The organism is Mycobacterium liflandii (assembly GCF_022354805.1).
In the GTDB taxonomy this organism is placed as follows: domain Bacteria; phylum Actinomycetota; class Actinomycetes; order Mycobacteriales; family Mycobacteriaceae; genus Mycobacterium; species Mycobacterium marinum.
Genome location: NZ_CP023138.1, coordinates 5,252,879 through 5,272,757, shown reverse-complemented (window position 1 = coordinate 5,272,757; position 19,879 = coordinate 5,252,879). Strand labels below are relative to the sequence as shown.

The 19,879-nt window shown below is 65.8% G+C and carries 20 protein-coding genes; 13 read left to right on the top strand and 7 right to left on the bottom strand.

The window, feature by feature from the left end:
• Positions 1-62 precede the first annotated feature (62 nt).
• The 6 genes from fadD6 to CKW46_RS23340 all read left to right on the top strand — a co-directional run bounded on the left by fadD6 (position 63) and on the right by CKW46_RS23340 (position 5,116).
• Positions 63-1,844 carry a long-chain-acyl-CoA synthetase FadD6 gene (gene fadD6 / locus CKW46_RS23365; protein WP_015356793.1) on the top strand — a complete coding sequence of 594 codons (1,782 nt, stop codon included), beginning with the start codon at positions 63-65 and terminating at the stop codon, positions 1,842-1,844.
• Between the two features lie 140 nt (positions 1,845-1,984).
• The gene (folP, locus tag CKW46_RS23360; protein WP_223161203.1) at positions 1,985-2,809 is read left to right on the top strand and encodes a dihydropteroate synthase; all 825 of its coding nucleotides are present in this window, start codon (positions 1,985-1,987) and stop codon (positions 2,807-2,809) included.
• Positions 2,806-3,789: a glucosyl-3-phosphoglycerate synthase gene (locus CKW46_RS23355; RefSeq protein WP_012395800.1), complete on the top strand. Its 984-nt coding sequence runs from the start codon at positions 2,806-2,808 to the stop codon at positions 3,787-3,789. Before folP ends, CKW46_RS23355 begins: the two co-directional genes overlap by 4 nt.
• Before the next feature lie 48 nt (positions 3,790-3,837).
• Complete coding sequence (locus CKW46_RS23350; protein WP_011739205.1) at positions 3,838-4,209, top strand: DivIVA domain-containing protein; 372 nt, start codon at positions 3,838-3,840, stop codon at positions 4,207-4,209.
• The gene (locus CKW46_RS23345) at positions 4,206-4,784 is read left to right on the top strand and encodes a DNA-3-methyladenine glycosylase I (protein ID WP_011739206.1); all 579 of its coding nucleotides are present in this window, start codon (positions 4,206-4,208) and stop codon (positions 4,782-4,784) included. Before CKW46_RS23350 ends, CKW46_RS23345 begins: the two co-directional genes overlap by 4 nt.
• Positions 4,785-4,948: 164 nt before the next feature.
• A complete protein-coding gene (locus tag CKW46_RS23340) occupies positions 4,949-5,116 on the top strand; it encodes a DUF3117 domain-containing protein (protein WP_003406247.1) in 168 nt (55 codons plus the stop codon).
• Between the two features lie 22 nt (positions 5,117-5,138).
• Here CKW46_RS23340 and glgA read toward each other — a convergent pair whose 3' ends face one another.
• The gene (gene glgA / locus CKW46_RS23335; protein ID WP_482052463.1) at positions 5,139-6,302 is read right to left on the bottom strand and encodes a glycogen synthase; all 1,164 of its coding nucleotides are present in this window, start codon (positions 6,300-6,302) and stop codon (positions 5,139-5,141) included.
• A 225-nt stretch (positions 6,303-6,527) separates the two neighbouring features.
• Between glgA and glgC the strand changes: the two genes are divergently transcribed.
• On the top strand, positions 6,528-7,742 hold the full coding sequence (glgC, locus tag CKW46_RS23330) for a glucose-1-phosphate adenylyltransferase (protein WP_012395797.1): 1,215 nt from the start codon (positions 6,528-6,530) through the stop codon (positions 7,740-7,742).
• 91 nt (positions 7,743-7,833) lie between these two features.
• Here glgC and CKW46_RS23325 read toward each other — a convergent pair whose 3' ends face one another.
• The 5 genes from CKW46_RS23325 to CKW46_RS23305 all read right to left on the bottom strand — a co-directional run bounded on the left by CKW46_RS23325 (position 7,834) and on the right by CKW46_RS23305 (position 13,125).
• Positions 7,834-8,994 carry a PE family protein gene (locus tag CKW46_RS23325; RefSeq protein ID WP_482052462.1) on the bottom strand — a complete coding sequence of 387 codons (1,161 nt, stop codon included), beginning with the start codon at positions 8,992-8,994 and terminating at the stop codon, positions 7,834-7,836.
• Between the two features lie 212 nt (positions 8,995-9,206).
• On the bottom strand, positions 9,207-9,881 hold the full coding sequence (locus CKW46_RS23320) for a methyltransferase family protein (protein WP_012395794.1): 675 nt from the start codon (positions 9,879-9,881) through the stop codon (positions 9,207-9,209).
• Between the two features lie 28 nt (positions 9,882-9,909).
• Complete coding sequence (locus tag CKW46_RS23315; RefSeq protein WP_482052461.1) at positions 9,910-11,553, bottom strand: ABC transporter permease; 1,644 nt, start codon at positions 11,551-11,553, stop codon at positions 9,910-9,912.
• Positions 11,550-12,497, bottom strand: coding sequence for an ABC transporter ATP-binding protein (locus CKW46_RS23310; protein WP_015356788.1), 948 nt, complete (start codon positions 12,495-12,497; stop codon positions 11,550-11,552). The genes CKW46_RS23315 and CKW46_RS23310 overlap by 4 nt, the downstream gene beginning before the upstream one ends.
• On the bottom strand, positions 12,487-13,125 hold the full coding sequence (locus tag CKW46_RS23305; protein WP_020788260.1) for a TetR/AcrR family transcriptional regulator: 639 nt from the start codon (positions 13,123-13,125) through the stop codon (positions 12,487-12,489). The genes CKW46_RS23310 and CKW46_RS23305 overlap by 11 nt, the downstream gene beginning before the upstream one ends.
• Before the next feature lie 206 nt (positions 13,126-13,331).
• On the opposite strand from CKW46_RS23305, the gene CKW46_RS23300 reads away from it, so the two are divergent.
• The gene (locus CKW46_RS23300; RefSeq protein WP_499018344.1) at positions 13,332-14,951 is read left to right on the top strand and encodes a PPE domain-containing protein; all 1,620 of its coding nucleotides are present in this window, start codon (positions 13,332-13,334) and stop codon (positions 14,949-14,951) included.
• Positions 14,948-15,517: a PPE family protein gene (locus CKW46_RS23295; RefSeq protein ID WP_499018343.1), complete on the top strand. Its 570-nt coding sequence runs from the start codon at positions 14,948-14,950 to the stop codon at positions 15,515-15,517. The genes CKW46_RS23300 and CKW46_RS23295 overlap by 4 nt, the downstream gene beginning before the upstream one ends.
• A gap of 62 nt (positions 15,518-15,579) precedes the next feature.
• Here CKW46_RS23295 and CKW46_RS23290 read toward each other — a convergent pair whose 3' ends face one another.
• Entirely contained in the window at positions 15,580-16,254 is a 675-nt protein-coding gene (locus CKW46_RS23290; protein ID WP_041300537.1) for an O-methyltransferase, read from the bottom strand.
• Between the two features lie 222 nt (positions 16,255-16,476).
• On the opposite strand from CKW46_RS23290, the gene sigE reads away from it, so the two are divergent.
• The 4 genes from sigE to tatB all read left to right on the top strand — a co-directional run bounded on the left by sigE (position 16,477) and on the right by tatB (position 19,872).
• Positions 16,477-17,244, top strand: a complete 768-nt coding sequence (gene sigE / locus CKW46_RS23285; RefSeq protein ID WP_015356785.1) for an RNA polymerase sigma factor SigE — start codon at positions 16,477-16,479, stop codon at positions 17,242-17,244.
• Between the two features lie 145 nt (positions 17,245-17,389).
• Positions 17,390-17,794, top strand: coding sequence for an anti-sigma E factor RseA (gene rseA, locus CKW46_RS23280; RefSeq protein ID WP_011742080.1), 405 nt, complete (start codon positions 17,390-17,392; stop codon positions 17,792-17,794).
• A 171-nt stretch (positions 17,795-17,965) separates the two neighbouring features.
• Positions 17,966-19,480, top strand: coding sequence for a serine protease HtrA (gene htrA / locus CKW46_RS23275; RefSeq protein WP_012395787.1), 1,515 nt, complete (start codon positions 17,966-17,968; stop codon positions 19,478-19,480).
• Positions 19,480-19,872 (top strand): Sec-independent protein translocase protein TatB, encoded by a 393-nt coding sequence (tatB, locus tag CKW46_RS23270; RefSeq protein ID WP_011742078.1) that lies wholly within the window; start codon positions 19,480-19,482, stop codon positions 19,870-19,872. The genes htrA and tatB overlap by 1 nt, the downstream gene beginning before the upstream one ends.
• Positions 19,873-19,879 lie beyond the last annotated feature (7 nt).

The following is a 19,879-nucleotide window of genomic DNA, read 5'->3' as shown; positions in this document are numbered from 1 at the left end:
GACGACCATTCGCTCCCGATTAGGCTGGCCGCCGAACTCTGAGAACGAATCGAGGGATCAGGTTGTCCGATCGCCAAAGTCATGTCCGCACGCGAGTCAAGCTCACCGACGTCGCTGCGCGGGTGCCCGGTCTACTGATCGACGCGCCGTCGATCATGCGGGGGGCGGTGACCGGCCTGTTGCCCCGGCCCAAGTCCAAGGCGTCGATCGGCACCGTGTTCCAGGACCGGGCCGCTCGCTTCGGGGACCGGGTTTTCTTGAAGTTCGGCGACCAACAGATGACCTACGGCGAAGCCAACGCGACCGCCAACCGCTATGCGGCGGTGCTGGCCGCGCGTGGCGTCGGCCCCGGCGACGTCGTGGGAATCATGCTGCGCAACTCGCCCAACACGGTGGTGGCGATGCTGGCTGTCGTCAAGTGTGGCGCTATCGCCGGCATGCTCAACTACCACCAGCGCGGCGAGGTACTGGCGCACAGTCTGGGACTGCTCGATGCCAAGGTGCTGGTGGCGGAGTCCGATCTGGTCAGCGCCGTCAGCGAAAGCGGTGGCGCGGCCGGTGAGGTGGTCACCATCGAAGACCTGGAGCGCTTCGCCGCGACCGCCCCGGCCAACAACCCGGCGTCGGCGTCGGCCGTGCAGGCTCAGGACACGGCGTTTTACATCTTCACGTCGGGCACCACCGGATTCCCCAAAGCCAGTGTGATGACCCACCACCGGTGGCTTCGGGCCCTGGCGGTCTTCGGTGGGCTGGGACTACGGCTGAAGAGCTCCGACACGCTCTACAGCTGTCTGCCGCTGTATCACAACAACGCGCTCACGGTGGCGGTGTCCTCGGTGATCAATTCCGGGGCGACGTTGGCGCTGGGCAAGTCGTTCTCGGCGTCGCGCTTCTGGGACGAGGTGATCGCCAGCAACGCCACCGCCTTCATCTACATCGGCGAGGTCTGCCGCTACCTACTCAACCAGCCGACCAAACCGACCGATCGCAAGCACAAGGTGCGGGTGATCGCCGGCAACGGGTTGCGGCCCGAGATCTGGGGTGAGTTCACCAAACGGTTCGACATTGACCGGGTGTGTGAGTTCTATGCCGCCAGCGAGGGCAACTCGGCCTTCATCAACATCTTCAACGTGCCCAAAAGCACCGGGATCTCGCCGATGCCGCTGGCCTACGTGGCCTACGACCCGGACACCGGCGCCCCGCTGCGCGACGAGTCCGGTCGGGTCCGTCGGGTGCCTGCCGGTGAACCCGGACTGTTGCTGAGCCGGGTCAACAGGCTGCAGCCGTTCGACGGCTACACCGACCCGGCCGCCAGTGAGAAAAAGCTGGTCCGTGATGCCTTCCGGAAGGGAGACTGCTGGTTCAACACCGGTGACGTGATGAGCCCGCAGGGGATGGGGCACGCGGCGTTTGTCGACCGGCTCGGTGACACCTTCCGTTGGAAGGGCGAGAACGTGGCCACCACTCAGGTGGAGGCGGCGCTGGTGTCTGACCCCTCCGTCGAGGAGTGCACGGTCTACGGGGTTGAGGTGCCCAACACCGGAGGTCGCGCCGGGATGGCTGCGGTCAAGCTACGCGACGGCGCCGAGTTCGACGGTCAGTCCCTGGCCCGCGCCGTCTACGATCAGCTGCCCGCCTACGCACTGCCGCTGTTCGTGCGGCTGGTGCAGGCGATGGCGCACACCACGACGTTCAAGAGCCGCAAGGTTGAGCTGCGCGAGCAGGCCTACGGCGCCGACGTCGATGATCCGCTGTACGTATTGGCCGGCCGCAGCGAGGGCTACGTGCCCTATTACGACGCGTATCCCGACGAGGTAGCGGCAGGTAAGCGGCCCCAGGGCTAGCGTGATTCGGCGCGCCGAGGCCGGGCCAGACCGCGGCTAGCCGTGGACGCAGGCTCGATGGCTCTTCGTGCACCAGGCACTATGTAGGCGTGCAGGCAACGCTGTGTGGCCGCCCGGTGGCAGGGGACCGCCCGCTGATCATGGCGATCGTGAACCGCACCCCGGACTCGTTCTATGACAAGGGCGCGACCTTTTCTGACGCGGCCGCTCGCGACGCGGTACATCGAGCGGTCGCCGAAGGCGCCGACGTCATCGACGTCGGAGGTGTCAAGGCCGGGCCCGGCCAGGACGTCGACCCCGACACCGAGATCGGTCGGTTGGTGCCGTTTGTCGAGTGGCTCCGTGACGCCTACCCCGAGCAGGTGATCAGCGTCGACACCTGGCGCTCGGAGGTGGCCCGGCGGGCCTGTGCGGCAGGTGCGGACCTGATCAACGACACCTGGGCCGGGGTTGACCCCGCGATAGTGGAGGTGGCCGCCGAATTCGGTGCGGGCCTGGTATGCGCGCACACCGGGGGAGCGCGACCACGCACGCGTCCCTTCCGGGTGAGTTACGGTACGACTACCCGCGGCGTGGTGGACGACGTGATTCGCGAGGTCACAGCGGCCGCCGAGCGGGCGGTTGCGGCCGGAGTTGCCCGCGACCGCGTGTTGATCGACCCGGCTCACGATTTCGGCAAGAACACCTGGCACGGGTTGCTGCTGTTGCGGCACGTGGCCGATCTTGTTAAGACCGGGTGGCCGGTACTCATGGCGTTGAGCAACAAGGACTTTGTCGGAGAGACTCTGGGCGTGGATCTGACCGAACGGCTCGAGGGAACGCTGGCGGCCACCGCATTGGCGGCGGCCGCCGGTGCGCGCATGTTTCGGGTGCATGAGGTCGCAGCGACCCGCCGGGTCCTGGAAATGGTGGCGTCGATCCAGGGGACCCGCCCGCCGACACGCACGGTGAGGGGACTCGCATGACCGCATCGGATCTGGTCACCGGGGACCTCACCAGTGAGGGAGTCCTCATCCCGGCCCGGCCGGGGGACACCTGGTTATGCGACCGCAGCTGGAACCGTCCGCGCTGGAAGATCGACGAATTGGTCGAGGCCAAGGCCGGGCGCTCGATCTCGGTGGTGCTGCCGGCTCTCGATGAGGAAGAAACCATCCAATCGGTGATCGACAGCATCTCACCGCTGGTGGATGGCTTGGTCGACGAACTGATCGTGCTCGATTCCGGCTCTACCGACGACACCGAGATCCGAGCGATTGCCGCCGGGGCTCGAGTGGTGAGCCGCGAACAGGCGTTGCCGGAGGTGCCGCCCCAGCCCGGTAAGGGCGAGGCGCTGTGGCGCTCGTTGGCGGCCACCAGCGGCGACATCGTGGTATTCATCGACTCGGATCTGGTCAACCCCAACCCGATGTTCGTGCCGTGGCTGGTCGGCCCGCTGCTCACCGGCGAGGGGATCCACCTGGTCAAGAGCTTTTACCGACGCCCGCTCAGTGTCGGTGACGCTAGCGGCGCCGCGGGCGCTACCGGCGGCGGGCGCGTCACCGAACTGGTGGCGCGGCCCCTGTTGGCGGCGCTGCGACCCGAGCTGGGCTGTGTATTGCAGCCGCTGAGCGGTGAGTATGCGGCCAGCCGCGAGCTGTTGACGTCGCTGCCCTTCGCTCCGGGATACGGGGTGGAAATCGGCCTGTTGGTCGACACCTTCGACCGGCTGGGGCTGGACGCGATCGCGCAGGTCAACCTGGGTGTGCGGGCGCACCGTAACCGGCCCCTGGCCGAGCTGGGTGTGATGAGTCGCCAGGTCATCGCCACGCTGCTGTCCCGGTGCGGGATCCCCGATTCTGGGGTGGGGTTGACCCAGTTCTTCGCGGAGGGCGACGGCTACACCGAATGCACCTCGCCGGTGTCGCTGGCCGACCGGCCCCCCATGAGTGTGCTCCGCCCCCGGTGAGCCCCGGCCTACGCTGACCTGTCGGTCCGGTAGGGCAAGATCGACGGTGTGGCGTTGGTGTTGCTGTACCTGGTGGTACTTGTCTTGGTGGCGGTCGTGTTGTTCGGCGTGGCAAGCCTGCTGTTCGGGCGTGGTGAGCAGCTGCCGCCGCTGCCCAGGGCGACGACCTCGACCGTGCTGCCCGCCTATGGCGTTACTCGCGCCGACGTCGACGCGGTCAAGTTCACCCAGGTGCTGCGCGGCTACAAGACCAGCGAGGTCGACTGGGTGCTGGATCGATTGGGGCGTGAGCTGGAGGAATTACGCGAGCAGCTCGCCGCGGTGCACACCTCGTCGACCAGCGAAAGTCCGGCCGGGCCCGAAGACAGCGACGCGCCGGGCAGCCAACCCGCGGTTTCGAATGGAGCCGATTCCACGTGAACGATGGCCTGCGGCGCTGTGACTGGGCCGAGATTCGTCCGGGACCCGACGCGCAGACCTACCGTGACTATCACGACCAGGAGTGGGGACGCCCGCTATATGGCCAGGTCGCGCTGTTTGAACGGATGAGCCTGGAGGCCTTCCAGAGCGGCCTGTCGTGGTTGATCATCTTGCGCAAGCGGGAGAATTTCCGGCGGGCGTTCTGCGGATTCGACATTGAGAAGGTGGCCGGCTACACCGACGCCGACGTGCAGCGGCTGCTCGCTGACGAGGGGATTGTGCGCAACCGGGCAAAAATTGAGGCCACGATTTCCAACGCGCGCGCCGTGATCGGCCTCGGATCGGAGCAAGACCTGTCGGAGTTGTTGTGGTCGTTCGCGCCCCCGGCGCGGCCGCGGCCCGCCACACTGGCTGAAATACCCTCGGCCACTGCCGAATCGAAAGCGATGGCGCGCGAGTTGAAACGCCGCGGGTTCCGGTTTGTGGGCCCCACCACCGCATATGCGCTGATGCAGGCGACCGGAATGGTCGACGATCACCTCCGTGGTTGCTGGGTCCCGCCGATAGTCCGGTGACGCCACAAGTCGGGTCTTGTGCACCTTGTGACCTGGATAGGGAACAATGGGGGGGTGATTTGGCAGTTCAATGTCGGGTATGGCTGGAAATCCATTCATGGGGCATGCTCGGCGCCGGCCAGGTCTGCCACGGCAGGCCAGCTCGAATCTGGAGGGAGCACTCGATGGCGGCGATGAAGCCCCGGACCGGCGACGGTCCTCTGGAGGCAACAAAAGAGGGGCGCGGCATCGTGATGCGGGTACCACTTGAGGGAGGTGGCCGGTTGGTCGTCGAGCTGACACCCGATGAAGCCGCGGCGCTGGGTGACGAGCTCAAGGGTGTGACGAGCTAGCTCAGATCGCGAAAAGTGTGCCCTATCGGCACACTTTTCGATAGATATCCAGCGTCTGCTCGGCAATCTGTGTCCAGGAGAATTCCTCGATACAACGCTGCCGTCCGGCTTGGCCGTAGCGTTCGGCTTTGGCTGGGTCCGCGACCAGTGCATTTACCGCCTGTGCCAGCCTGGATTGATAACCGGCGGGGTCGTCGGCCGCGTAATGCACCAGCGTGCCGGTGATTCCGTCGGCGACCACCTCGGGGATGCCGCCGACATCGGAGGCCACCACCGCGGTCGCGCAGGCCATTGCTTCGAGGTTCACGATGCCCAATGGCTCGTATATCGATGCGCAAACAAAAACTGTTGCGGCCGAAAGTATTTCGCGAAGCTTCTGCACGGGCAGGATGTCGCGGATCCAGAACACCCCGCTACGAGTGCTGGCCAGTTGAGCCACCGCGGACTGCACTTCATTGGCGATTTCCGGGGTGTCGGGAGCACCCGCGCACAGCACCAACTGGACGTCCGGGCTGAACTGGTGTGCCGCTGCCAGCAAGTGCGGTACGCCCTTTTGCCGGGTGATCCGCCCGACGAACGCCACAATGGGGCGGTTCGGGTCGACCCGGAGTTCGGCGAGCACCGAAGCGGTACCAACCGGTCCGGCCGGAAACCACACTTCGGTGTCGATGCCGTTGCGGACGACATGCACCATCCCTGGATCCAGCCCGGGGTACAGGCGCAGGACGTCATCACGCATTCCGGAGCTGACCGCGATTACCGCGTCGGCGGCCAGGACGGCGGTCTTTTCCACCCAGGACGAGATCTGATAGCCGCCGCCGAGCTGCTCGGTTTTCCAGGGCCGCATCGGTTCGAGCGAGTGGGCGGTCAAGACGTGCGGAATGCCGTAGAGCAGGGCGGCCAGATGCCCCGCCAGGCCGGTGTACCAGGTATGTGAGTGCACCACGCTGGCTGCGTCGGCGGCATTGGTCATCACCAGATCCGCGGACAATGTGGCCAGTGCCGGGTTGGCGTTCGCCAGCCGCGGATCGGGCTGATGGGCCGACGCGTCGGGGCGGGGTGCGCCCATGCAATGCACGTCGACGGTGCACAGGCGCTGTAATCGAGCCACCAGCTCGGTGACATGTACCCCAGCTCCGCCATAGACCTCCGGTGGGTACTCCCGAGTCAACATCGCCACCCGCATACCCGGCACCGTAGTGCGGTGGCCGCACCGCTCGCACCTCGGGCCGACCCGCGGTCGGCGGCTTTGCGGGAAAGAGCGACAAAATGCGCCTAATCGGCTGGATTCATACCCGTCGAAGTGGTCAATTGGCCTGACGGACAGCCGGACAGCCGGACAGCCGGACAGAACGGGCACAGGCCGGGGATCCGCTGGCAGCGCTTCGCGGGTGCCGTTAGGTTTGAGGCCATGAGGGAAGCACCACACGTGCTTGGCATCGTCTTGGCCGGCGGTGAGGGCAAGCGGCTTTATCCGCTGACTGCCGACCGCGCCAAGCCCGCGGTTCCCTTCGGCGGCGCCTACCGACTGATCGATTTCGTGCTCTCCAACCTGGTCAATGCTCGGTATTTGCGGATCTGTGTTCTCACCCAATACAAGTCGCACTCGCTGGACCGGCACATATCGCAGAACTGGCGGTTGTCGGGTTTGGCCGGTGAATACATCACCCCGGTTCCGGCTCAGCAGCGACTCGGTCCGCGCTGGTACACCGGCTCCGCCGACGCGATCTACCAGTCACTCAATCTGATCTACGACGAAGATCCGGACTACATAGTGGTTTTCGGGGCCGATCACGTTTACCGGATGGATCCCGAACAGATGGTTCGGTTTCACATCGACAGCGGGGCCGGGGTCACGGTGGCCGGTATCCGGGTGCCGCGTGCTGATGCGAGCGCGTTCGGCTGTATCGACGCTGACGATGCGGGGACCATCCGCGATTTCGTGGAGAAGCCGCTGGAGCCGCCCGGCACACCCGACGACCCCACCAGCACGTTCGTCTCGATGGGCAATTATGTCTTCACTACCAAGGTGCTGATCGATGCGATTCGGGCCGACGCCGACGACGACCATTCCGACCACGACATGGGTGGGGACATCATCCCGAGACTGGTCGCCGACGGGATGGCGGCGGTCTACGACTTTTCCAACAACGAAGTACCGGGCGCTACCGACCGCGACCGGGCATATTGGCGTGACGTCGGGACCCTGGACGCTTTCTACGACGCGCATATGGACCTGGTGTCGGTGCATCCGGTGTTCAACCTGTACAACAAGCGCTGGCCGATCCGCGGTGAGTCGGAGAACCTGGCGCCCGCGAAGTTCGTTAACGGCGGCTCTGCGCAGGAGTCGGTGGTGGGTGCGGGCAGCATCATTTCGGCCGCCTCGGTACGCAATTCGGTGTTGTCGTCCAACGTCGTGGTCGAGGACGGCGCGATCGTGGAGGGCAGTGTGATCATGCCGGGCGCGCGGGTTGGCCGCGGCGCGGTGGTGCGGCACGCGATCCTGGACAAGAACGTCGTCGTCGGGCCCGGCGAGATGGTCGGCGTGGACTTGGACAAGGACCGGGAAAGGTTCGCGATCAGCGCCGGCGGCGTGGTGGCCGTGGGCAAGGGCGTCTGGATCTAGGTCACCTTTCCCGCGCGAGCAGACACAAAATCGCGCCTTTTCGAACTCAACAGGGCGATTTTGCGTCTGCTCGCGACGCGGATCTGCTGGCTCAGGCCCCCAGCGCCGCGGACAACAACCCATCGGCGCCGCTGTGTCCGTCGGCACCGGGGGGTGCGCCGGTTCCGCCGGCGCCGTTCTGAACGCCTGATCCACCGAAACCGCCATTGCCGCCAGCACCGCCGGCCCCGCCGTCTCCGTAAAGCCAGCCGCCGTTGCCGCCGTCGCCGCCGTCGCCGCCGCGGCTGCCGCTGCCAAGCAGTAGGCCGCCGTTGCCGGCGGCGCCGCCAGCTCCGCCCATGCCGCCATTTCCGCCTTGGCCGCCCGTTTGGTCGCCGTAGCCGCTGTCGCCGCCAGCTCCGCCCATGCCGCCATTGCCGCCGTTGCCGCCAATGCCGATGAGCCCGGCGTTGCCGCCACCGGCACCGATGCCGCCGGTGCCGCCGGCCCCGCCGGGTCTTCCGGCCGAGACATTGTCGGCTCCCGTCCCGCCGGCGAAACCGGCTCCGCCCTGGCCTCCGGTCCCGCCGTTGCCAATCAGCCAGCCCCCGTTGCCGGCGGTGCCGCCATTGCCGCCGACACCGCCTGCCCCGCCGTTGCCGAACAATCCGGCGGCCCCGCCGATCCCACCGGCCCCGCCTGCCCCACCGCCCCCACCGATGCCCGGTGTCGCGCCGCCGGCTCCACCGGCCCCGCCATTGCCGAAGAGCCACCCGCCGGCCCCGCCGTTGCCGCCGACGGCGCCGGCCCCGCCCGCGGTGGTGCTGGTGCCGCCGTTACCGCCGTTGCCGTAGAGCAATCCGCCATCCCCGCCGGCTTGTCCGGGGGCCCCGTCGGCACCGTTGCCGATCAGCGGGCGCCCCAGCAACGCCTGGGTGGGCGTATTGATCACCGCAAGCAGCTCCTGTGCCGCGGTCTGCAATGGCGAGGCGTTGGCCGCTTCGGCGGCCGCATACGCGCTTCCCGATCCGGTCAAGGCCTGGATGAACTGGGAATGAAAAGCCCCGGCCTGGGCACCCAGCCATTGGTAGGCCTGCGCGTGCCCGGTGAATAGCGCCGCGACCGCCGCGGATATCTCGTCGGCCCCGGCCGCCAGCACCGCAGTGGTCGGCGCCGCTGCCGCCGCATTGGCCGCGGTGATCGTCGAACCGATGTTGTCTAGATCCAACGCCGCCGAGGCCAACATCTCGGGCACCGCCACCAGGTACGACATCGTTGACCTCCACCGAACGGTCCGCAACGGACCAGCTACGAGCAACAACGTAGCGCGACCCGCAACGGTGGTCTGGTGATTCCGCCAGACTCATATCCGCTGCGCCGGGTGTGGGTGGGTGCTTCGTCAACGTCGTTGCGTGCTGGGGGAGGGGTGTGCCCGTTAGGCGCTGTCGGCAGGCAAGCGGCTTTCCTGGCGCTGATCCCAGTTCGCTACCACACCCGCGGCAGTAATCGATACCGCACCTGTTGCATGTAGTCGCGATACCCGTCCAGTTGGTCAACCAGTGCGCTCTCCTCGTCGAGGATGCGAAAGGCCAGAACCAGCACGCTCGGCGGGACAATCACCAGACCCCAGTAGGAACCCAGTGCCAGGGGTATGCCCAGCATCAGGATCACATTCCCGACATACATTGGGTGTCGCACCAGGCTGTAGAGGCCGGTGGATACCACCTTTTGATCGGATTCGACGGTGATGGTCGCCGCCGCATAGCCGTTCTGGATGACCACCAGCATCGCGATCCCTAGCCCGGTCGCGATCAGCAGGTCGCCGATCAGGCACACCGCCGTCGGGACCGACGACCAGCCGAATCGATGGTCGAGCGCGCTGAGCGCCACCATCGCGAACAGCGCAACAAATGCCGCCGTGATGATGACCTTTTGGATACCTCGACTTTCCGCTCGAGGTCCGGCGTGCATACGTCGCTGCAGCGCAGCGGGATTCGTTCGTCCCAGGTAGATGCTGGGTACCAACGTTGCGACGGCGAAGACTGCCATGAAGACCCAGGCCTGCCAATAGTCGAATGTGCCGGCCGGGATGAACACGATGAGGCCGAACGCGACCAGGCCGACGATTGATGACAGCGCCACTCGAACAACGGTTTTCATCTTGCTCCCAGTCAGGTCGGCCGTTATTTCAGCAACGTAGATCGCGCCGCCGCAAAGCCAGGGCGCCCAGCAAGATCAGCGTGATATCGATGGCCAGCAGCCACAGCAGCGGTACGGCGGTGAAATCACGGCCGATTCGCGGAACGTGGGCGAACGGCTCCAGGTCGAGCAGCCACTGTGGAACTCCCGCGAGTGAACCAAGTAGGTACAGTGCGACGAATCCGATCAGCACGCCCCACACGACCGGCGTGAATCGTGGAGCCAGACCGAATAGCCCAACGGCTACCGCCGCCAGCAGCCACACGGCGGGAAGCTGTACCGCAGCGGCGCCGACAACGGTCGCTAGTTTGGCGCCGACATCGCCTGCCGCGATGCCATAGGCGATTCCGGCGACCAAACCGGAGAGCACGGTGGCCACGGCCGACCCGGCCAGTGCCATCACCAGATGGCTTGATAGCCAACGAGTCCGGGAAACCGATCCGGCCAGCAGCGGCTCGGCGCGCTGGCCGGTCTCTTCCTGATGCAAGCGCAGGGTCAGCGAAATGGTAAATGCGGCGGCAACCATGCCGACGAGGGTGAAGGCCAGCGTGACGAAGGCTTCCTCGAGCGCAGCGGTGCCACCCATCCGGGTGACGATCTCACGCACCGCGGTGTTGTCGCCCAGTTGATCGCCGATTCCGTGCACCACGCTGCCCATCACCAGGCCGTTCAGGCACAGCCCGATGGTCCACAGCAGCAGTGCGCCGCGGTCGAGCCGCCAGGCCAGCCCGAACGTGTTGCTCAGCATGGGCGCGGCGGCTCCGGCGCCGGCGCGCTCGGCGATGAGCCCGGCGCCGACGTCGCGGCCGGCGCGCAGCCGATAGGCCAGCACGGTCAGCGCCGCCGTTGTCGCCAAGGGCAACAGCAACACCCACCACCGCTCACCTGCATAGGGTCTGACCAGCAGGGACCACCCCAGCGGGGAGAACCAGGACAGCGCGCCGGAACCGGCATCACCGATCGCCCGCAAGGTGAATGCGGTGCCCAGCACGGCGAACGCGGCGCTGCGGCAGGACCGGGCACTTGGCGACAGCTGTGCGCAAACCGCGGCAACGGAGGTGAAGACCAGCCCGGAGGCGGCCAGGGCGGCACCGAACGCCAGTGACCCGGCCGCGGGCACGTCGGTGGTGAGTAGGCCCGCCGCGCCGATCGCACCGGTGGCGACCGACGCGCCGAACGACAGCAGCAGTGCGGCAGTGAGATTCGCATACCGGCCCACCGCGGTGGACTCGACCAGTTCGGCACGGCCGGTTTCTTCGTCGGCTCGGGTGTGACGAATCATCGTGAGGATGACGGCCACCGCGATCAGGGTGTGGAACATCCCGGCTTTCCAGACCCCGACGGCACCGAGGCTGTCGTTGTAGACGGGGCCGTAGAGCGCGCGCTGGGCGGGGCTGGCCATGATGGCGGCCGCGGCGACGGCGCGGGCCGCCTGGTCGGGGTAGACCGCTTGAATACTGCCGACGCTGACTGTGGCCAGCGGCACCGACAGCAGCATCACCCACAGCGGCAACCCAACTCGGTCGCGGCGCAGGTACAGGCGCAATAGCCGGAGCGTCCCGGCGAGCCCCGATGCGCGTTGCGGTCCGCGATGTGCGGGCCGGCTTGGCCGGTCCAGGACCGTGGTGCTCATCGCGCTGCGACTCCGGTGCCGCTGCGGTGTTGGGCCTCGCCATCGGGGCCAACGCTGTAGTGACGCAGAAACAGCTCTTCCAGAGTCGGTGGCTGGCTGACGAGACTGCGTACGCCGGCTTCGCCCAGTACCCGCACCAGCTCGCCCAGGCTCTCGCTGTCGACCTGGACATGTAGCGTGTTGCCGTCGACGGTGACGTCTTCGACTCCTTGGATCCTGGTGAGATCTCCTGGATCGCCGATCATTTCAGCCTTGATCGAGGTGCGGCTGAGGTGGCGCATGGAGGCCAGCGAACCGCTCTCCACGGTTCTTCCGGCCCGGATGATGGTTATCCGCTCACACAGCGCCTCGGTTTCGGCCAGGATGTGGCTGGACAGCAGCACCGTCACCCCCCTGCCGCGCGCTTCGTCGACGCACTGCTGAAACACGTTTTCCATCAATGGGTCCAAGCCGCTGGAGGGTTCGTCCAACAACAGCAGCCGGGCCCGTGAGGAAAAGGCGGAGATCAGCGAAACCTTCTGCCGGTTGCCCTTCGAGTACGTTCGGGACTTCTTGTGTGGGTCCAGGCCGAAGCGCTCGATCAACTCCGCACGACGATCTTGATCGATACCTCCGCGCATCCGGGCGAGCAGATCAATGATCTCGCCGCCGGTCAGCGACGGCCACAGTGTGACATCACCGGGCACGTAGGCGATCTGGCGATGCAGCTCGACTGCGTCGGTCCACGGATTGCCGCCCAACAGGCGCACACTTCCGCTATCCGCCTTCACCAGGCCCAGCAGGATGCGGATGGTCGTCGACTTCCCGGCGCCGTTGGGGCCCAAGAAGCCGTGAACCTCTCCCTCGCGCACCGTCAAGTCCAGTTCATCGAGTGCGCGCAACGAACCGAAGTTCTTGGTTAGACCCCGGATCTCGATGGGTGTCGAGCCGATGTCAGTGGCCATGAGATTCTCCTTGGTTGTCCTGCGCGAGGAAGGCGTCGTACATGGTGCTGTCGGCCATCAGGCCTTCGGTATAAATCTCGAGCGATGGCAGCAGCATGTCCCGCGCGTAGTCACGCAATACCGCACGCAAATCGGTTGGCGTCTGGTGCATTTGCAGATACAGCAGAAACCCCCCAGCCCCGGTGATGGCCAGAAACTTCGCCCTGGCTTTCGGGTCGCGGCTGGCTTTGATGGTGCCGGCTCGAACGCCCTCCGCAAGGTATTCCTCGGCGTTGTCGATCATCTGCTGCCACAGCATCATGGCCAGCTCGCTGCCGGACTGCATGCTGCGTACCAGGTAGGCCATCAGCGGTGCGTATGACTCGACTTGGGCAAGTTGGCCGAGCCAGGTGGCCGGGTCGTTGGACTGCATCGCCGTCAACTTCTCGCTGCGGATCTCTTCGGCGACGTAGTTGTCACAGGCCTTGCGCAGGCCCTCCTTGGAGCCGAAGTGGTGGATGACCAGCGCCGCGCTCACTCCCGCACCTTCGGCGATGGCGCGCAGGCTGACACCGAAGCCGTGCTGACCGAACTGCTCGATCGCCGCATCCCTGATGCGCGCCGCCGCAGTCAAGTCGACTGAACGCATGTTCAACACACTAAACCTACGTTCAGGGCATCGTCAAGGACTGGCTACCTGGTGGAAATCGCCGGCGTCGCAATAGCCCGAATGCGGCTGGTGAACTTTGATCAAACGCGGCCAAAGCTCGCCCCGAGCGGGGTACGGTAACTCGCGTTACCGATCTTGATATCGCCAATATCGGCGAAGGCCGGTCTACGAAGTTCGGGGGAGCGGTGAACTTTTCGATATTGCCGCCGGAGATCAACTCGGCGCGAATCTTTGCCGGGGCGGGATCCGGCCCGATGCTGCAGGCCGCGGCCGCCTGGGATGGGCTGGCGGCGGAACTGAGTTCGGCCGCCGACTCTTTTGGGTCGGTGACATCGGGCCTCGTCGGCGGATCCTGGCAGGGGCCGGCGGCAGCTGCGATGACCGCCGCCGCGGCCCCGTATTCGGCTTGGCTATCGGTGGCGGCGGCCCGCGCCCAGTCCGCGGCTGGTCAGGCCAAGACCGTGGCGTCGACATTCGAGGCCGCCTGGGCGGCGATGATTCATCCAGTCGCGGTGGGACAAAACCGATCTCAGTTCGTGTCGCTGGTGCGCTCGAATCTGTTCGGCTTCAATGCGCCGGCGATCGCGGCGGTCGAAGCCCAGTACGAGCAGATGTGGGCGCAGGACGTGGCTGCGATGTCCGGCTACCACGCGGGGGTTTCGGCCTCAGCGGCAGCGCTGGCGCCGTGGCAAACAGTGCTGCAAAACCTGCCGGGTCTGTCGGGTGTCAATCTCGGCATCGGCAACATCGGGAACTTCAACGTCGGTAGCGGCAACTTCGGCAGCTACAACTTCGGTGGCGGCAACAGCGGTCCCAGCTCCACCAGTGGGGGCATCGGCAACATCGGTTTCGGCAACTACGGCAACTCAAACGTGGGCGCGGGTAACGGAAATGCGGCTCTGGGCGTCCCCGGCTCGTCCTACCCAGGGGCGTCCTCCTACAACGTGGGTGCCGGCAACATCGGACAGTTCAACATCGGTCTGGGCAACTTCGGCAGCGGCAACATCGGCTTCGGTAACGGGAATCTGGTCACCGCCGTGGCCGGGAACCCGTCTGCGTCCAACGTGGGTGCCGCCAACATCGGCAGCCATAACTGGGGCATTGGCAACATCGGTATCAACAACATTGGCCTCGGCAACGTCGGCAACAACAACATCGGTATCGGGCTTTCCGGCGACAATCAGATCGGTATCGGCGGGTTCAACGCCAACGGCGCCGGCTGGAATCTCGGGTTCGGGAACGACGGCAGCTTCAACATCGGTCTCGGCAACACCGGCAACGGCAACATCGGCCTGGCGAACACGGGCGACGGCAATATCGGTATCGGGCTGACCGGGGACAACCAAATCGGTTTCGGGGGCTGGAACTCCGGCGCCGGCAACACTGGCTTGTTCAATTCGGGCGCCGGTAACAGTGGCTTTTTCAACTCGGGCTCTGACAACTGGGGCCTTGCCAACACGGGCAGCACCAACTGGGGCGCAGTGAACTCGGGCAGCCTCAACACCGGCATCGGCAACACCGGCAGCACCAATACCGGCTGGTGGAACGCGGGCAGTGTCAACGACGGCCTATTCAATGCGGGCAACGCCAACCTCGGCTTGGCGAACTCGGGGAACGGCAATCTGGGCGGCTTCAACTCCGGCGGCGGCATCTCCGCGCTCTTCGGTCATGACATCGGCTTTTTCAACGCGGGCAACCACAACGTAGGCATGTTCAACGCGGGCTTCGCCAACGTGGGTTGGGCCAACGCGGGTATCGGCAACACGGGCGCTTTCAACGTCGGGGCAACGGCGCAAACCCGGTGACTGGGGCCGGAACCATCGGACAGGCCGGCAACACTGGCTTCTTCAATGCCGGCTACGCCAACACCGGACTTTTCAATGCGGGCGACAGTAATACCGGTCTGTGGAACACGGGCAACGTCAACACGGGTGTGGGCGGCACAGGCACCCACAGCGGCAATTCCGGCTTCGGTAACTCGGGAACCGGAAACTCCGGCTTCTTCAACTCCGGTAGCTACAACTCGGGCCTGATCAACTCGTCGGCCGGGGGGTACAGCTCCGGTGTCGGAAACTCAGGCGGCGGTGGATACAACGTGGGTTTCTTCAATTCCAGCGCCGGTGGCACCGACACCGGCTTCTTCAACTACGGCGACGGCGGCCTACACGTCGGCTGGCTGAGCTCCGGGGACCACGTCGTGGGCTTGGCCAGCACCGGCTACTACAACACCGGTCTTTTCAACTCGGGTGACCACAACACGGGCGTGGGCAACCAGGGCGGCAATAGCTCGGGCTTCGGCAATTCGGGCCACTACAACTCGGGCGGATTCAACGCGGGCGACTACCAGTCGGGCTTCTTCGGCCGCTCGTGACGTCCTAGTCGGTGCGACCGTCGATCGCCGCGCTCACGGCGAGATCCGCAAGCCCGCCTCAACTAGTCGCGGACCGCGGCCAGCACACCGTCACCTAGCGGCACCAGCGCCGGGGTGAGCCGTTCATCCTCGGCGATCAGGCGTGCCGCCTCCCGTACCGCGGTCACCTCGGCGTCGCGCGCGGCCGGATCGCCGGCCCGGCCGCCAAGAGCGGCCCGATGCACCACGATCACCCCGCCGGAGCGCAGCAACCGCACGCCCTCGACCACATAGTCGGGCTGATCGATCGGGTCGGCGTCAACGAACACCAGGTCATAAGAGTCATCGGCGAGTCGCGTCAGCACCTCTTGAGCGCGGCCGCTGATGAGCCGGGTGCGCGAGGGTCCGATACCGGCTTCGGTGAACGCCTGCTTGGCGACCCGCAGATGCTCGGGCTCGATGTCGATCGTGGTCAACACCCCGTCATCGCTCATGCCGGATAGCAACCACAAGCCGCTGACACCGGCGCCGGTGCCTACTTCCGCCACCGCCTTGCCGCCACTGAGCTTGGCCAGCATGCTCAAGAGCGCGCCGACCGCGGGTGTTACCGCCCCAACGCCGATGTCGACAGTCCGGTCCCGGGCGGTCTTGAGGATCGTGTCTTCCGAGATCGATCCCTCAGCGTGGGCAGACAGCAATTCGGCTCGACTCGGGGCCGGCTGGCCTGGGGTGTCTGAGCTGCTATCGGTGCCATGCATGCCCGCAGCGTATGTCGGATTGGCGACGCAGTCGGGCAGGCGCGCCCGTTGCCAGGAGTGGCGTCGCGACATCGCGCAAGCCGACACGCCCAAGGCTGACGATGCAATCGAGCTTCATAACGAGTGTATAATTGCAGGATAACGCAGGTAACGAATTGGTTTCTCAGCTAAACCTCAGTTTGCTCATATGCCGCCCATACGCCGGTACGCGACGGTAACGGCATGGAACGTGGAGGACGCGGGCTCGGGAATACAGAATGGCAACTGCGCGTTGCCGCCGGTGACGAACTGCCGATTTCTGATGGCAGGGAAAAGCCGGAGGAACACACCATCACCACCTTGAGCACCACGACCATGTCTCACCCCCAACTGGTCCGCGACGACGAGTGGGCCGAAACCTCTGATGGGTTGCTGGGCACCGCGGTATTCGATGCGACCGGTGACAAGGCTGCGATGCCGTCGTGGGATGAGTTGGTGCGCCAGCACGCCGACCGGGTGTACCGGCTGGCCTCTCGCCTGTCGGGCAATCAACAGGACGCTGAGGATCTCACTCAGGAAACGTTCATCAGGGTGTTCCGGTCCGTCCAGAACTACCAGCCGGGCACCTTCGAGGGCTGGTTGCACCGCATCACTACCAACCTCTTTCTCGACATGGTCCGCCGCCGGTCGCGCATCCGGATGGAAGCGTTGCCCGAGGACTACGACCGGGTGCCTGCCGACGACCCCAACCCCGAGCAGATCTACCACGACTCACGGCTGGGACCCGACTTGCAGGCGGCGCTCGATTCACTGCCGCCGGAGTTCCGCGCCGCGGTCGTCCTGTGTGACATCGAAGGTCTGTCCTACGAGGAAATCGGCGCCACCCTGGGCGTGAAGCTGGGCACCGTGCGTAGCCGGATTCACCGCGGACGGCAGGCGTTGCGTGACTACCTCGCCGCGCATCCCGAACACAGCGAACTGAGCCCGAGGCTTGTCGGTACCGCCCGATAGCTCGTCGAACGTGCGTCGAACCATCGGTTTGGCTTCCGCATGGTTGCCAACTGATCCCAAATCCTGGGGTTCTACTGGCCAATAATGGTTATCAGGCACCGGACCGCGCTACATTCGACATATCGATGGCGGGAAGGAGCTGGTGATGGCCGACCGGGGGCATGTGTTTCGGCGCGCGTTCTCCTGGCTTCCTGCTCAGTTCGCTTCTCAAAGCGATGCGCCGGTAGGTGCGCCTCGTCGCTTCCGCTCTACCGAGCACCTGTCCATCGAGGCGATTGCGGCGTTTGTCGACGGTGAGCTGCGGATGAACGCACACCTGCGGGCCGCGCATCATTTGTCGATGTGTCCGCAATGCGCGGCCGAGGTAGAGGACCACACCCGGGCGCGGGCGGCGCTGCGTGACTCCCACCCCATCCGCATCCCAACCGCGCTGCTGGGAATGCTGTCGGAGATTCCGCATCATCCTTCGGAGGGCGCCCCCGAGGACACCACCGGGCTCGCCGACTCGTTCGCCGAGCGCCAGGCCCGTGATCAGCGGAAGCGGCGCTAGCTTGGCAGCTGCGCGCCGATACGCACGGCCCGGGAGTTGCTGCGTGCGGGTTCATGCCGACTAGCCGGGATCCATGGATACTAGGGTGGACACCGACAACGCCGTGCCAATAGGACGGCTCGTGTTGACTCCCGTCTCGAACGCTCAATTGAGGATGTAGAAGAGGATCACGTGACCTCCGACCAAGGCAACAACAGTGGCCAAGACGGCGGCCCCCGCCTGGCGCCCCGTCCCATCTCCCGGCCACCAGTCGATTCCGCGGCGCGGCAAACGTTCGGGCGTCCATCGGGGGTCCAGGGATCGTTTGTGGCCGAGCGGGTGCGCCCGCAGCGGTATCGCGACCAGTCCGAGTACGAGCCCCACGATCAACCGGCGGACCCGGTATTGGAGGAGGCCTTCAGCCGTCCCGTCGGCGGTGCCGACTCGCTGCAGCGCCACCCCATCGACGCCGGCGCCTTGGATGCCGAGAAAGACGGTGGCCAGGCGGACGAGGCTGATGACCCATGGCGCGATCCGGGTGCTGCGGCAGCATTGGGTACCCCCGCGGTAGCCGCGCCGTTACCGCAGGGCGCGCTGGGCCGAACCGGCAAGCTCGGCGTTCGTGACGTGTTGTTCGGCGGCCAGGTTTCCTACCTGGCGCTGATTGTGCTGGCCGTGATCGCGCTGGTGATTGGGGCGCTCGGCGGTGTCATCGGCCGCAAGACGGCCGAAGTCGTCGAGGCGTTCACAACGTCGAAGGTGACCTTGTCCACCAACGGCAACGCCCAAGAGCCGGCGGGCCGGTTCACCAAGGTGGCGGCCGCGGTCGCCGACTCGGTGGTAACTATCGAGACCAAGAGCGACCAGGAGGGCATGCAGGGTTCCGGTGTCATCGTCGATGGGCGTGGCTACATCGTCACCAACAACCACGTGATCTCCGAGGCCGCCAACAACCCCAGCCAGTTCAAGACGACCGTGGTGTTCAACGACGGCAAGGAGGTGCCGGCCAGCCTGGTGGGCCGCGACCCCAAGACCGACCTGGCGGTACTCAAGGTCGACAACGTCGACAATCTGACCGTGGCCCGCCTCGGCAATTCCGACAAGGTCCGGGTTGGCGATGAGGTGCTGGCGGTCGGTGCGCCGCTGGGCTTGCGCAGCACGGTGACCGAAGGCATTGTCAGTGCGCTGCATCGCCCGGTCCCGCTGTCGGGGGAGGGCTCCGACACCGACACGGTCATCGACGCCATCCAGACCGATGCCTCGATCAACCACGGCAACTCCGGCGGTCCGCTGATCGACATGGACTCCCAGGTGATCGGCATCAATACCGCCGGCAAGTCGCTGTCGGACAGTGCCAGCGGGCTGGGTTTCGCAATCCCGGTCAATGAGATGAAGTTCGTCGCCGAAACCCTGATCAAAGACGGGAAGATCGTGCACCCGACGATCGGGATCACGACGCGCTCGGTGAGCAACGCGATTGCCTCGGGTGCGCAGGTGGCCAACGTGAAGGCCGGAAGCCCCGCGCAGAAGGCCGGAATCCTGGAAAACGACGTGATCGTAAAGATCGGCAACCGCAGTGTTGCCGACTCCGATGAATTCGTCGTCGCCGTGCGTCAGCTGACCATCGGGCAAGACGCCCCGGTGGAGGTCGTCCGCGATGGTCGCCATGTCACGCTGACCGTCAAACCCGACCCCGATTCCAGCTAGTGTTCGCCAACATCGGCTGGGGGGAAATGCTCGTGCTCGTCGTGGTCGGGCTGGTCGTGCTTGGGCCGGAACGGCTCCCGGGCGCCATCCGCTGGAGTTCGGGCGCGTTGCGTCAGGCGCGTGACTATCTCAGCGGGGTCACCAGCCAACTCCGCGACGACATGGGGCCTGAGTTCGATGATCTGCGCGGGCAGCTCGGCGAGTTACAGAAGCTGCGGGGGATGACGCCGCGTGCGGCGCTGACCAAACACCTGCTCGACGGCGACGACTCGATCTTCACCGGGAACTTCGACAAGGCGGCGTCTGCAACTCCGGCCGTGGATGCGGTGGCATCCGCCCAGGAGGCGCCGGATGAGCCGGTTCGCCCGCCGTTTGATTCCGACGCAACCTAGACCGTAA